We start from the raw sequence: 13,174 nt of genomic DNA, 5'->3' as shown, positions 1-13,174 counted from the left end.
GGGGCATGAACCAGGGGTATGCCACACCGTCCTCGAGCGCCAGCGCTCCCGTGCTGCTCGTCGTCGAGGACGACCCGACGATCAACCAGGCCGTCACGGATCGACTTGTGGCAGAAGGCTTCCGGGTCATCCAGGCCTTCGACGGGCCGGGCGCCGTCGCCGCCCACGCGGAGCACGCCCCCGACCTCGTCGTCCTCGACCTCATGCTGCCCGGCTTCGACGGGCTCGAGGTGTGCCGACGCATCCAGGGGGAGCGCCCGGTGCCGGTCCTCATGCTCACGGCGCGCGCGGACGAGACCGACCTGCTCGTCGGTCTCGGCGTCGGCGCCGACGACTACGTCACCAAGCCGTTCCGCATGCGTGAGGTCGTCGCCCGCATCCGCGCCCTGCTGCGTCGCGTCGAGCGGGCGCGCGAGCTGGCCGCCGAGCAGCCGCCGGTGCTGACCGTCGGCGACCTGACCGTCGACCGCGGGGCGCGCCGCGTCTCGGCACGGGGGAGCGAGGTGCACCTGACGCCGCTCGAGTTCGACCTCCTGCTGGCCCTCGCGGCCGAGCCGGGGGCGGTGCGCGAGCGCGACGGGCTGATGCGCGAGGTCTGGGGCTGGGCGGACGCCGGCGGCACCCGCACCCTCGACAGTCACGTCAAGTCCCTCCGCGCCAAGATCGGGGCCGACCGCGTCCGCACCGTCCACGGCGTCGGCTACGCGCTCGAGGCCGGCGAGGCCGGCGAGGCCGTCGAGGCCGGCAAGGCCGTCGACCACGACGACACCCCCGAGGCGCCCGACGAGGCGCGGCCGTGAACGCCGACCGGCCCCTCGACGGCATCCGCTCGATCAAGGCCAAGCTCGGTCTGCTCGTCGCGGCCAGCATCGTGGCCGCGTCGCTCGTGTCCGTCATCGGTGACCGGGCCGGTGTGCCTGGCTGGCTCACCCTCCCGGTGACGGTCGCCGCCGCCCTGGGGGTCACCCAGTGGCTGGCTCGCGGGATGACCTCACCGCTGCGCGAGATGACGACGGCGGCGTCGCGGATGGCGACGGGGGACTACTCGCAGCGCGTCACGGCGACGTCCGCCGACGAGGTGGGGGTGCTCGCCGACGCCTTCAACACCATGGCGGCCGACCTCGCCGGCGCCGACCAGCAGCGACGCCAGCTCGTCGCCACCGTGTCCCACGAGCTGCGCACACCGCTCGCCGCCCAGCAGGCCCTGCTCGAGAACCTCGTCGACGGTGTCGTGCGCCCCGACGACGCCGTCCTGCGCACCGCGCTGGCCCAGGCCGAGCGGCTCGGCACGCTCGTCGGCGACCTGCTCGACCTCAGCCGCGTCGACGGCGGTCGCGCTCCGCTCGCACTCGCGGACGTCGACGTCCGCGAGCTCGTCGAGGGCGCCGTGGCCGAGGCCGGTGTCTCCCGGCGCGGCACCGTCCACGTCGTCGACGTCCCCGCGGACCTTCGCGTCACCGGGGACGCGGCCCGCCTCGCGCAGCTGCTCGCCAACCTGCTCGACAACGCCGACCGGCACAGCCCGGCCGGTGGCCGGGTCACCGTGAGCGCGGGGCCCGACGGCCCGGACCGGTGGTGGCTCATGGTCGCCGACGAGGGACCGGGCATCCCGCCCGAGCACGTGCACCGGATCTTCGACCGTTTCGGGTCGGGCGACGACGCCGGGGGAGGCACGGGCATCGGGCTCGCCATCGCGAGCTGGGTGTGCGAGCTGCACGGCGGGTCGATCTCCGCGGTCTCGCCCCCCGAGGGGGAGCACGGCGCCCGGCTCCGGGCCGTCCTGCCCCGCACCCCTGCCCGCACGTCGCCGTCTGCCACCGAGGGCCTCGCGGAGGTCCCCTCCGGTCCCACGATCCCCACGATCTCCACCGTCACCACCGACGCGACCGCGCCCGCCGTGGCGCCCGACACCCAGGAGCCCACCGTGCCCGCACCCCTCCCCGCCGCGGCGGGACCCACCCCGGCCGGAGCGCCGGGCGGCCCGGGCTCCGAGGGGCGCCCGACGGCATACGCCGGCGTTCCGGTGGGGGCGCCCAGGCCCGTCGTCGACTCGCTCTTCGGCGACCTCTGGCCGGAGGCCGGCCTCGGGCCGCAGGTGCGCCTGCTGCTGCTCTGCGTCGGCGTCGGCGTGCTGTCCGCCGTCCTGCTGCCCTACCGCGACATCGGGGTCGCCCTCTTCGGAGTGCTCCTGCTCGGCGGCGTCGTGCTGTGGCGCTCGACGCGCCACCGTGCCAGCCGCTGGACCACGGTGAGCAGCGTGCTCTGCGTCGGCCTCGCCTCCTTCTCGGTGCTGCGAGCCGCCGAGTGGCTCACGGTCATCTCCGTCATGCTCGGGGTCGTCGTGCTGACCACGGCCCTCACCGACGCCAGGGGATTCCTCTCCGTCGTCGCCGGCCTCGCCTCCTGGCCCCTCGCCGCCGTGCGCGGACTGCCGCTGCTCGGGCGCACCGTCGCCGCGACGAGCCGCATCAACGTCGTGTGGCCGGTCGTGCGCACGGCCGCCATCTCGCTCGTCGCGCTCGTCGTCTTCGGCGGCCTCTTCGCCTCCGGCGACGCGGTCTTCGGTTCGTGGGCGCAGGCGATCGTGCCGCACTTCGCGTGGGACGGGCTGACCTTCCGCTTCTTCGTCGGCTTCGTCATGGGTGGTGCCCTGCTCGCCGCCGCCTACGTCGCCCTCAACCCGCCGCGCGTCGACCGGGTCGCGCTGCCGGAGGGTCGCCCTGTGGCCCGGCTCTGGGAGTGGGTCGTGCCCGTCGGCCTCGTCGTCGCCCTCTTCGCCGCGTTCGTCGTCGCCCAGGCCGCGGCGCTGTTCGGCGGTCACGACTACGTCCAGCGCACGACCGGCCTGACGTATGCCGAGTACGTCCACCAGGGCTTCGGCCAGCTCACCGCCGCCACGGTGCTCACCCTGGCGACCGTGGCGCTCGCGGTCCGCAAGGCGCCACGCTCGACGTCCCGCGAGCGTCTCGTGCTGCGGGTCGCGCTCGGAGCGCTGTGCGCCCTGACGCTCGTCGTCGTCGCCTCGGCCCTGCACCGGATGGACCTCTACCAGCAGGCCTACGGCTTCACGCTGCTCCGGGTGCTCGTCGACGGTTTCGAGCTCTGGCTCGGCCTGCTCGTCGTGCTCGTCCTCGTCGCCGGGGTGCGTCTCTCGGGCTGGTGGCTGCCGCGGGCCGCACTCGTCTCTGCTGTTGCCATCGTGCTCGTCGGGGGCCTGGCCAACCCCGAGGCGTGGGTCGCACAGCGCAACATCGACCGCTACCAGGCGACGGGCAAGCTCGACGCGGCCTACCTCCGGACGCTGGGAGCGGACGCCACCCCGGCGATCGTCGCCGGCCTGCCGCGCGACGTCTCGGCCTGCATCGTGCTCCCGTCGACGATCTCGGCACGTGCCTCCCGCGAGGACGCCCTGTCGTGGAACCTCGGCCGCTCCCGGGAGGCCTCCGTGGACGTCGCGCCGATGACCCCCGCCGAGGCGGCGCGGTGCCCGGGCCTGATGTCGGGCGGTCTCAACCGCTGAGGCAGGATGTCCGGGTGCGCCGCGACATCGCCGACCTGTTCGAGCTCGACCCGGCCCTGACCCACCTCAACCACGGTGCGTTCGGGGCGGTGCCCCGATCGGTCCGCGAGGCGCAGGACCGCGCCCGGGCCCGCATCGAGGGGGCGCCGATGCGGGCCTTCCGCGACGAGCTCCCCGTGACGCTCTCGGGTGCCCGCGAGGCGGCCGCGACCTTCCTCGGCGTGCCGGCGGGGTCGACCGCCCTCGTGCGCAACGTCACCGAGGCTGTCGGGGTCGTGCTCCAGGGTCTCGGCATCGGCCCCGGTGACGACGTCGTCGTCGGCAATCACGGCTACCTCACGGCCGGCTGGTCCGCCGAGGCGCGCGGTGCGACGCTGCGGACGGCGGGCTTCGGCGTCGACAGCGACCCGGACGACGTCGTGGCGGCCTTCGCGGCCGCCGTGACCGACCGCACCCGCCTCGTCGTCATCGACCAGATCACCTCCCCGACGGCCCTCGTCCTCCCGGTCGCCGAGGTGGCAGCCGCCGTCGCACCCGTCCCGGTTCTCGTCGACGCCGCCCACGTGCCCGGAGCCCTGCCGGACCTCGACGTCGAGGCTCTCGGGGTGGCGTTCTGGGCGGGCAACCTGCACAAGTGGGCCTACACGCCGCGCGCCGCCGCCACGCTCTGGGTGGCTCCCGAGCACCGCGACACGATGCGTCCGCTCGTCACCTCGTGGAGCCACGGGCTGCCCTTCCCCGAGCGCTTCGACCTCCAGGGCACCGTCGACCACTCGTCGTGGGTGGCCGTGCCCGACGGCCTGGCCGCCTGGGCCGCCCTCGGTGGCTGGGAACAGGTCCGATGCAACGCCGACCTGCTCCTGCGCGGGGCCGAGCTCGTGCGGGACGCGCTCGGCACGGGCGGCCCGCACGGCGGCATACCCTCCGCCCCGTGCCTGCGCCTCGTTGCGCTGCCCGACGGGGTGGCGACGACGACCGAGGACGCCGAGGCCCTGTGGCAGCGGTTGTATGCCGTCGGGCTCGTCGTGCCGCCCGTGGCCTTCGAGGGGCGCGGCTACGTGCGGCTGGCCGCCGCGCCGTACAACGACGAGGACGACTACGCCCGCCTCGCGGCCGTGCTGCCGGGCCTGCTGTCCGAGGTCCGAACCGCCTGAACCCGATGCGGCCGATGTCCGCCGGATGTGGAAAGATCGACCGACCGCCGGAACGCTGCCCACGAGGAGGCCCTGCGCCATGACCGACGCCCAGACAACCCCCTTCCACCGGGTCCTTCTCAAGCTCTCCGGTGAGGTGTTCGGGGGCGGGAGCATCGGCCTCGACCCGGCCGTCGTCTCCGGCATCGCCAAGCAGATCGCCGACGCCGTGCGCGGGGGCGTCGAGGTCGCCGTCGTCATCGGCGGCGGCAACTTCTTCCGCGGCGCCGAGCTCCAGCAGCGCGGCATGGACCGCACGCGTGCCGACTACATGGGCATGCTCGGCACCGTCATGAACTGCCTCGCCCTGCAGGACTTCCTCGAGAAGGAGGGCATCGAGACGCGGGTGCAGTCCGCGATCGCCATGCAGCAGGTGGCCGAGCCGTACATCCCGCGCCGGGCCATCCGCCACCTCGAGAAGCACCGCGTCGTCATCTTCGGCGCCGGCGCCGGCATGCCGTTCTTCTCGACCGACACGGTCAGCGCCCAGCGCGCCCTCGAGATCAAGTGCGACGCCGTGCTCATCGCCAAGAACGGCGTCGACGGTGTCTACGACGCCGACCCGCGTACCAACCCCGACGCCAAGAAGCTCGAGACGGTCACGTTCCAGGACGCCATCGTCGAGGGGCTCAAGGTCGTCGACGCGGCGGCCTTCAGCCTCTGCATGGAGAACAAGCTGCCCATGGTCGTCTTCGGCATGGAAGGCGCGGGTAACATCACGCGCGCCCTGCTCGGTGAGAAGATCGGCACGCTGGTCACCAACGCCTGAGCGCCGCGGCACCTGCCGCGCGCGAGCACGACCACCGCGAAGCACCCGAACCACCTGTCACCCCTGCACCACCCCCGCAGCACCCCACGAACGAGGGACGAGGAAGCCAGAGCCATGATCGAAGAGACGATGTTCGAGGCCGAGGAGAAGATGGACAAGGCCGTCGAGGTCCTCAAGGAGGACTTCGCGGGCATCCGCACCGGGCGCGCCAACCCGGGCCTGTTCAACAAGCTCACGGTCGAGTACTACGGCGCGCCGACCCCGCTGCAGCAGCTCGCCTCGTTCCAGAACCCCGAGCCCCGCACGATCCTCGTGATCCCGTTCGACAAGTCGGCGATGCACGAGATCGAGCGCGCCATCCGCGACTCCGACCTCGGCGTCAACCCGAGCAGCGACGGCAACCAGATCCGCTGCGTCATGCCGGAGCTGACCGAGGAGCGCCGCCGCGAGTACATCAAGCTCGCCAACCACAAGGCCGAGGAGGCGCGGGTCTCGGTGCGCAACATCCGTCGCAAGGCCAAGACCGACCTCGACAAGCTCGTCAAGGACGGCGAGGTGGGCGAGGACGACGGGTCGCGTGCCGAGAAGGAGCTCGACGGCCTGACCAAGAAGCACACCGACCTCGTCGAAGGACTCGTCAAGGCCAAGGAGGCCGAGCTGCTCGAGGTGTGACCTCGATGCTCGACCGATGATGACGACAGACTCCCCGTCGGACCCCGTGGACCCCGCACCCGCGGCCCAGGCCGGCGACGGCGGGGCCGGGCCGCTCGAGCCCGTCCCCTACGACCCTGCGCTCGACGAGCTCGCCGGCCTCGCCGCCGAGGAGGTCATCGAGCAGAAGCAGAGCCGCGCGGGACGCAACCTGCCCGCGGCCATCGGGGTGGGTGTCGGCCTCGGAGCGCTCATCGTCGCGACCCTGCTCATCCGCAAGGAGTCGTTCATCGTCCTCGTCGCGCTCGCCGTGGCCGTGGGCATCTGGGAGCTGCGGGCGGCCCTGCGGCACGCCGCGGTCCGGGCTCCCCTCGTCCCACCGGTCGTGGGCATGGTCGTCATGCTGTGGGCGGCCTTCGTCCACGGGCCTGCCGGTCTCGTCGTGGCCTGGTCGCTGACGTGCCTGGCCGTCGTGCTCTGGCGCGGCACTGGACGCCTCGACGGAGCCGGGCGCGACGTCCTCGGCGGCATCTTCATCGCCACCTACCCGACGTTCCTCGTCGGCTTCGCCATCCTGCTGCTCGCCCCGGAGGACGGCGTCGCTCGTCTCTTCGTCTTCCTCATCACGACCGTGTGCAGCGACGTCGGCGGGTATGCCGCGGGCGTCCTCTTCGGCAAGCACCCCATGGCGCCCACCATCAGCCCCAAGAAGTCGTGGGAGGGCTTCGCGGGCTCGGTGCTGCTGTGCGTCGTCGCCGGCTCGCTCACCGTCCACTTCCTGCTCGACCACTCGTGGGTCATCGGGATCGCGCTCGGTGTCGGGGTGGCCGTCGCCGCGACGGTCGGCGACCTCATGGAGTCGCTCATCAAGCGGGACCTCGGCATCAAGGACATGTCCAACGTCCTTCCCGGTCACGGCGGTGTCATGGACCGGCTCGACTCGCTCGTCGTCGTGGCCCCCATCGTCTGGGCCGTGCTGACGCTCCTCGCCGCCAAGCCGGGCTGACCGGGTGGTCGCGGAGCGAGTGGCCGCGGACCGGGCGTCCGGCTCCGAGGCCACGCCCTTCGACCAGACCGGCCGGGTCGTGCTCGTGACCGGTGCCGGAAGCGCGAGCGGCATCGGCTTCGCCACCGCACGGATGCTTGGCCGCCTCGGTGCCGCCGTCGTCGTCGCGGCCACGACCGACCGGGTGCACGAGCGCGTCGCCGAGCTCCGTCGCGACGGCGTGACGGCCAGTGGCCACGTCGGCGACCTGACCCGGGAACCCGAGGCCGGCGCGCTCGTGGCCGCCTGCCTCGCGGAGCACGGTCGCCTCGACGTCGTCGTCAACAACGCCGGCATGACGAGCGCCGCCGACCCCGACCCGCTCGGCGGAGACCTGCGGTCCACCGACCCGTCGCGCTGGCGAGGCTCACTCGCCCGCAACCTCGACACCGCCTATCTCGTGAGCCGGGCCGCCCTGCCGCACCTTCGGGTGTCCGGGGCAGGCCGTCTCGTGCTCGTGAGCAGTGTCACCGGCGGCGTCATGGCGATGCGGGGCGAGGTCGCCTACGCCACGGCCAAGGCCGCGCTCGTCGGGCTCGCCCGGGCCCTCGCGGTCGACGAGGGCCCACACGGCACGACGGTCAACGCCGTCGCCCCGGGCTGGGTCGCCACCGGCTCGCAGACCGACGAGGAGGCGCGCGACGGGCGGGCCACACCGCTCGGTCGCTCAGGCAGCGCCGACGAGGTGGCCGCGGCGATCGCCTTCCTCGCCAGCCGTGAGGCGTCCTACGTCACGGGCCAGGTCCTCGTCGTCGACGGCGGCAACGCGGTCAGCGAGCAGCGCGCGCAGGCGTGACCCTTCGAGACCGCCGACGTGACCAGGCGTGACCCCGGGCGTGGGCACCGGGCGTGGGCACCGGCTGCGGGAGGGCGGCATACGGCCTCGGTGCTGGCCACCGCGCCCGGCCGACCCGTTTTGACTCCACCTGAGAGACTGGAGGGGAGATGACCGACACCCCAGCCCCCGCCTCCGAGTCCGCCTCCGAGTCCGCCACCGAGCCCGCGTCCGTGCCGGCGCCCGTCGTGCTGCCCGAGCCGACGACCGCCCGCCCCGTGCCGGGGCAGCTGACCTTCCAGGCGCCCCGTCGTGGCAAGCCGCCGCGGCACCTCGCCGACTTCACGCCGGCCGAGCGCAAAGAGGCCGTGGAGTCGTTGGGGCACAAGGGTTTCCGGGCCAAGCAGCTCTCGACCCACTATTTCGAGCGGCTCGAGGACGACCCCGAGCAGATGACCGACCTGCCGAAGGCCGTGCGGTCCGAGCTCGCCGCAGGCCTGCTCCCGACGCTGCTGACGCCGATCGTCCAGCGCGTCGCCGACGACGGTCAGACGATGAAGTACGCGTGGCGGCTGCACGACGGCGCGATCGTCGAGTCCGTGCTCATGCGCTACCCCAAGCGCGTCACCATCTGCATCTCGAGCCAGGCCGGCTGCGGCATGAACTGCCCGTTCTGCGCGACCGGCCAGGCCGGCCTGACCCGCAACATGTCCGCCGGCGAGATCGTCGAGCAGGTCGTCTGGGCGGCCCGGGCGCTGCGACGGGGTGAGCTCGCCGGGGGCGGTGACGACGACCGCGAGGCGCCGCTGCGCGTCAGCAACGTCGTCTTCATGGGCATGGGCGAGGCCCTCGCCAACTACAAGGCGTCCATCGGCGCGATCCGCCGGCTCACGGACCCCGCGCCCGACGGCCTCGGCATGTCGGCCCGCGGCATCACGATGTCGACGGTCGGGCTCGTCCCCGGCATCGACAAGCTGACGGCCGAGGGCATCCCGGTGACCCTCGCGCTCTCCCTGCACGCCCCGGACGACGAGCTGCGCAACGAGCTCGTCCCGATCAACACCCGGTGGTCCGTCGACGAGGCGCTCGACGCCGCCTACCGCTACTTCGAGGCGACCGGCCGTCGCGTGTCCATCGAGTACGCCCTGATCCGCGACATCAACGACCAGGGCTGGCGCGCCGACCTGCTCGGCGAGAAGCTCAACCGGCGGGGCCGCGGGTGGGTGCACGTCAACCCGATCCCGCTCAACCCGACGCCCGGCTCGAAGTGGACCGCGAGCCGGCCCGGCGTCGAGCAGAACTTCGTCGAGCGCCTGCGTGCCCACGGCATCCCGACGACGATCCGCGACACCCGCGGCCAGGACATCGACGGGGCCTGCGGCCAGCTCGCCGCGTCGACCGCCTGACCCGTCGACTCGACGACTCGACGAGGCCTGCGGCCGGCTCAGCGCGTCATCCGGCTCACCCGCGTACGCTGGCGGGGTCGTGCCCGGCTCGGGCACTGGTGACGAGTCGCCGGGCAGAGCACGGGGCGGCCCACCAGGAGGTCCTCGCATGGTCCAGCTCAGCCTCGGCGTCATGGCCCGGTCGCTCAAGGAGAACGAGCACCGGCTGCCACTGCACCCCAAGCACGTCGACCGGATCCCCGAGGAGCTGCGCGGGCGGATCTTCCTCGAGACCGGCTACGGCGAGCGGCACGGCGTGTCCGACGACCAGCTCGAGCGCTACGTCGGCGGGTTCCTCAGTCGCGAGGAGCTCGTCGCGCAGTGCGACGTCATCCTCGCGCCGAAGCCCCTGCTCAGTGACATCTCGGCCCTGCGGGTCGGGCAGGTGCTCTGGGGCTGGCCGCACTGCGTGCAGGACGCCGAGCTGACGCAGGTCGCCATCGACCGGAAGCTGACGCTCATCGCCTTCGAGGCGATGAACCACTGGAACAAGGACGGCTCGTTCAGCCTCCACGTCTTCCACAAGAACAACGAGCTCGCCGGCTACTGCTCGGTGCTCCATGCCCTCCAGATCGCGGGGATCACCGGTGACTACGGCCCCCAGCGCCGCGCGGTCGTCATCGGCTTCGGCGCCACGGCCCGCGGGGCGGTCACCGCGCTCAAGGCGCTCGGGATCGGCGACGTCGACGTGCTGACGCACCGTCAGAAGGCGGCTGTCGCGTCGCCGATCCACTCGGCCAGGATCGTGCACTTCGACACCGACGACACGACGGCGCGCGTGAGCCACGCGGTCACCGAGGACGGCCCGGTGGCCCTCGGGGAGTTCCTCGCCGAGCACGACATCGTCGTCAACTGCGTGCTCCAGGACACCGACGCCCCGATCACGTTCATGACGGACGACGACCTCAAGCGGATGACGCCGGGCAGCATCGTCATCGACGTGTCGTGCGACGAGGGCATGGGTTTCAGCTGGGCGAAGCCGACGACCTTCACCGACCCCACCTTCCTCGTCGGCGACCACGTGCTCTACTACGCCGTCGACCACAGCCCGTCCTACCTCTGGGACGCCGCCACGTGGGAGATCAGCGAGGCGCTGCTGCCCTTCCTGCCGACGGTCATGGGCGGGCCTGAGGCCTGGGACGCGAACTCGACGGTCCGGCGGGCGATCGAGATCCGGGACGGCGAGATCCAGAACCCGGCGATCCTGTCGTTCCAGGGCCGCTCGCCGAAGCACCCGCACCTGCCGCTCGCGACCTGACGAGGGGTCGTATGCCGGGTGCTGCGGCGCGCGCGGGCCTGGCCGGCGCGGACGTGGCCGTTCAGGCCGGCTCCGCCCGGTAGGTGCGACGGTAGGCCAGGGGCGAGAGTCCCACAGCGGCCGCGAGGTGCTGGCGCAGCGAGGCGCTCGTGCCGAAACCGGCCGCGGCGGCCACCCGGTCGACGGGCAGGTCGGTCGTCTCGAGCAGGTGTCGGGCCCGGTCGACGCGAGCCCGCGCGAGCCAGGTGCCCGCCGTCTCGCCGGTCTCCTCCCGGAAGCGGCGGGTGAACGTGCGCACGCTCGTCCCGGCGTGCCGGGCCAGGTCGGCCAGGCCGATCGACTCGTCGAGGTGCTCGAGGGCCCACGTCCGTGTCGACCCGGTGCCCGCGTCGGACGCGTCGGGCACCGGCCGCTCGATGAACTGGGCCTGCCCGCCCGCCCGCCACGGCGCGACGACGGCGCCACGGGCGACCCGGTTCGCGGCCTCGGTGCCGAGGTCGCTCCGCAGCACGTGGAGGAGCAGGTCGATGCCCGCGGCGTTGCCGGCGGAGGTGAGGACGTCGCCGTGGTCGACGTAGAGCACGTCGGGGTCGAGGTGGACAGTGGGGAAGTGGCGGCGGAAGAGGTCCTCGTAGACCCAGTGGGTCGTCGCCTCGCGGCCGTCGAGCTTGCCGAGGCCCGCGAGGACGAAGGCGCCCGTGCAGATCGAGAGCCACCGCGCGTCGGGACGGGCCCTGCCGGCGAGCGCGACGAGGTCGGCGGGCAGCTCGCCCCGCGTGACGATGGGGGTGTTCGTGATGCCCGGAACGACGACCGTGTCAGCTTGCGCGACAACGGAGTTCGGGTGGGTCGGCAGAGCGGCAAAGCCGGCCGACGTCATGACGGGTCCGTCGTCGAGCGTGCACATCGACACCTCGTAGGGCGGGGGAGCGCCGGTGAGGCGGCCGGGCCAGCCGGGGTCGAGGGCGCTCGCGCTGAAGAAGCGGTGTGGCAGCCCGAGCTCGAACGCCACGACGCCGTCGAGGGCGAGGACGGCGACGCGGTGCGGTCGCGGGAGCGCGGCGGTCATGGCCAGATCTTTGCACATCATGTCCTTCCGGCCACTCGTCGCGACGGACTCCGATCCTGCACAGTGGGTCCGTGAGCCTGACCGACCGCCGCGCCGACGTCCCCGACGACGCCCCACCCGACCCTGCCGTCACTCCGAGCCGATCCGGCCACCGGATCCACCCCGCCTGGTGGGTCGCTGCTGTCACCTTCCTGACGATCATCGGCGCGGCCGGCTTCCGTTCGACGCCGGGCGTGCTCATGACGCCGCTCCACGAGGAGTTCGGCTGGTCGATGGGCGTCATCGGTGGCGCCGTGTCGGTCAACCTCGTCCTCTTCGGGCTCGCGGCACCGTTCTCGGCGGCCCTGATGGAGCGCCTCGGCATCCAGCGGGTCGTTGCCGTCGCCCTCGTGCTCGTCAGCGTCGGCTCCCTCCTGCCGATCTGGATGACGGCCTCGTGGCAGCTCGTCCTGTGCTGGGGGATCGTCGTCGGCCTCGGCACCGGCGCCATGGCGATGAGCCTCGTCGCGACCGTCACGGGGCGCTGGTTCGTCGAGCGGCGGGGCCTCGTCACCGGCGTGCTCACGGCCGCGGGTGCCACGGGTCAGCTCATCTTCCTGCCCGTCCTCGCGTGGCTCGCCGAGAACCACGGCTGGCGCACCGCGGCGGTCGTCACCTCGGCCGCCGCCCTGACCGTCGTCCCGCTCGTGCTCTGGAAGCTGCACGACCACCCGAGCGTCCTCGGCATCACGGCCTACGGCGCCCCGGCCGGCACCCCGGTCGGTCGTCCGCCCCGGCCGACGGGCCACCCGGCGCACCTGGCCCTCGCGACCCTGCGTGACGCGGCCCGCACCAAGGTGTTCTGGCTGCTCGCCGGCAGCTTCGCCGTCTGCGGTGCCTCGACGAACGGCCTCGTCGGCACGCACTTCATCCCGGCCGCCCACGACCACGGCATGCCGACGACGACCGCCGCCGGCCTCCTCGCCCTCGTCGGCGTCTTCGACATCGTCGGCACCGTCTTCTCCGGCTGGCTCACCGACCGGGTCGACCCACGGATCCTGCTCGCGGCCTACTACACGCTGCGCGGCGGCTCGCTCTTCCTGCTGCCGGCGCTCTTCAGCGACTCGATGCACGTCAACATGCTCGCGTTCGTCCTCTTCTACGGCCTCGACTGGGTCGCGACGGTGCCCCCGACGATCGCCCTGTGTCGCAGTGCGTACGGCGAGCGCGCGCCGATCGTCTTCGGCTGGGTCTTCGCCTCGCACCAGATCGGGGCCGCCGCAGCGGCCCTCGGGGCGGGTCTCGTCCGCGACCAGCTCGGCACCTACGACCTCGCCTGGTACGTCGCCGGCGCGCTGTGCCTCGTTGCCGCCGTGATGTGCGTCGCGATCACGACCGCTCGTCTGTCAGATGCGTCACCTCGGCGCACCGACTCTGGCGCGGCGGCGCCACCGGCGGCACAGTGAGGCC

At 73.0% G+C, this 13,174-nt stretch carries 11 protein-coding genes; 10 read left to right on the top strand and 1 reads right to left on the bottom strand.

The annotated features are described in order from the left end of the window. Positions 1–5 precede the first annotated feature (5 nt). The 9 genes from AB4Z14_RS08490 to AB4Z14_RS08450 all read left to right on the top strand — a co-directional run bounded on the left by AB4Z14_RS08490 (position 6) and on the right by AB4Z14_RS08450 (position 10,656). Positions 6–800 carry a response regulator gene (locus tag AB4Z14_RS08490; RefSeq protein ID WP_442274825.1) on the top strand — a complete coding sequence of 265 codons (795 nt, stop codon included), beginning with the start codon at positions 6–8 and terminating at the stop codon, positions 798–800. After that, entirely contained in the window at positions 797–3,520 is a 2,724-nt protein-coding gene (locus AB4Z14_RS08485) for a DUF4153 domain-containing protein (RefSeq protein ID WP_442274824.1), read from the top strand. Before AB4Z14_RS08490 ends, AB4Z14_RS08485 begins: the two co-directional genes overlap by 4 nt. A 14-nt stretch (positions 3,521–3,534) precedes the next feature. Further along, positions 3,535–4,674, top strand: coding sequence for an aminotransferase class V-fold PLP-dependent enzyme (locus AB4Z14_RS08480; protein WP_442274823.1), 1,140 nt, complete (start codon positions 3,535–3,537; stop codon positions 4,672–4,674). A gap of 79 nt (positions 4,675–4,753) precedes the next feature. Then, positions 4,754–5,482 (top strand): UMP kinase, encoded by a 729-nt coding sequence (gene pyrH / locus AB4Z14_RS08475; RefSeq protein WP_056770006.1) that lies wholly within the window; start codon positions 4,754–4,756, stop codon positions 5,480–5,482. A gap of 114 nt (positions 5,483–5,596) precedes the next feature. Continuing rightward, complete coding sequence (gene frr / locus AB4Z14_RS08470) at positions 5,597–6,154, top strand: ribosome recycling factor (RefSeq protein WP_056753911.1); 558 nt, start codon at positions 5,597–5,599, stop codon at positions 6,152–6,154. A 16-nt stretch (positions 6,155–6,170) separates the two neighbouring features. Beyond that, positions 6,171–7,139 (top strand): phosphatidate cytidylyltransferase, encoded by a 969-nt coding sequence (locus tag AB4Z14_RS08465; protein WP_442274822.1) that lies wholly within the window; start codon positions 6,171–6,173, stop codon positions 7,137–7,139. 4 nt (positions 7,140–7,143) lie between these two features. Further along, complete coding sequence (locus AB4Z14_RS08460; RefSeq protein ID WP_442274821.1) at positions 7,144–7,974, top strand: SDR family NAD(P)-dependent oxidoreductase; 831 nt, start codon at positions 7,144–7,146, stop codon at positions 7,972–7,974. Positions 7,975–8,123: 149 nt separating this feature from the next. After that, positions 8,124–9,359: a 23S rRNA (adenine(2503)-C(2))-methyltransferase RlmN gene (gene rlmN, locus AB4Z14_RS08455; protein ID WP_442274820.1), complete on the top strand. Its 1,236-nt coding sequence runs from the start codon at positions 8,124–8,126 to the stop codon at positions 9,357–9,359. A gap of 148 nt (positions 9,360–9,507) precedes the next feature. Next, the gene (locus AB4Z14_RS08450; RefSeq protein ID WP_442274819.1) at positions 9,508–10,656 is read left to right on the top strand and encodes a N(5)-(carboxyethyl)ornithine synthase; all 1,149 of its coding nucleotides are present in this window, start codon (positions 9,508–9,510) and stop codon (positions 10,654–10,656) included. A gap of 61 nt (positions 10,657–10,717) precedes the next feature. Here AB4Z14_RS08450 and AB4Z14_RS08445 read toward each other — a convergent pair whose 3' ends face one another. Continuing rightward, positions 10,718–11,725: a GlxA family transcriptional regulator gene (locus tag AB4Z14_RS08445; protein WP_442274818.1), complete on the bottom strand. Its 1,008-nt coding sequence runs from the start codon at positions 11,723–11,725 to the stop codon at positions 10,718–10,720. 71 nt (positions 11,726–11,796) lie between these two features. Here AB4Z14_RS08445 and AB4Z14_RS08440 point away from each other — a divergent pair, with 71 nt between their 5' ends. Then, positions 11,797–13,170 carry an MFS transporter gene (locus tag AB4Z14_RS08440; RefSeq protein WP_442274817.1) on the top strand — a complete coding sequence of 458 codons (1,374 nt, stop codon included), beginning with the start codon at positions 11,797–11,799 and terminating at the stop codon, positions 13,168–13,170. Positions 13,171–13,174 lie beyond the last annotated feature (4 nt).

Origin of the sequence: Terrabacter sp. 2TAF16, assembly GCF_052115065.1 — a bacterium.
Classification (GTDB): Bacteria; Actinomycetota; Actinomycetes; order Actinomycetales; family Dermatophilaceae; genus Terrabacter.
The sequence above is the reverse complement of the archived record's forward strand: the minus strand, read 5'-3'. Positions and strand labels throughout refer to the sequence as shown.

What these genes read in the sequence shown, in the direction of transcription:
- AB4Z14_RS08490 (WP_442274825.1), top strand. Translation starts at nt 6, where the DNA reads ATGAACCAGGGGTATGCCACACCGTCCTCGAGCGCCAGCGCTCCCGTG.
- pyrH (WP_056770006.1), top strand. Translation starts at nt 4,754, where the DNA reads ATGACCGACGCCCAGACAACCCCCTTCCACCGGGTCCTTCTCAAGCTC.
- frr (WP_056753911.1), top strand. Translation starts at nt 5,597, where the DNA reads ATGATCGAAGAGACGATGTTCGAGGCCGAGGAGAAGATGGACAAGGCC.
- AB4Z14_RS08465 (WP_442274822.1), top strand. Translation starts at nt 6,171, where the DNA reads ATGATGACGACAGACTCCCCGTCGGACCCCGTGGACCCCGCACCCGCG.
- rlmN (WP_442274820.1), top strand. Translation starts at nt 8,124, where the DNA reads ATGACCGACACCCCAGCCCCCGCCTCCGAGTCCGCCTCCGAGTCCGCC.
- AB4Z14_RS08450 (WP_442274819.1), top strand. Translation starts at nt 9,508, where the DNA reads ATGGTCCAGCTCAGCCTCGGCGTCATGGCCCGGTCGCTCAAGGAGAAC.
- AB4Z14_RS08445 (WP_442274818.1), bottom strand. Translation starts at nt 11,725, where the DNA reads ATGACCGCCGCGCTCCCGCGACCGCACCGCGTCGCCGTCCTCGCCCTC.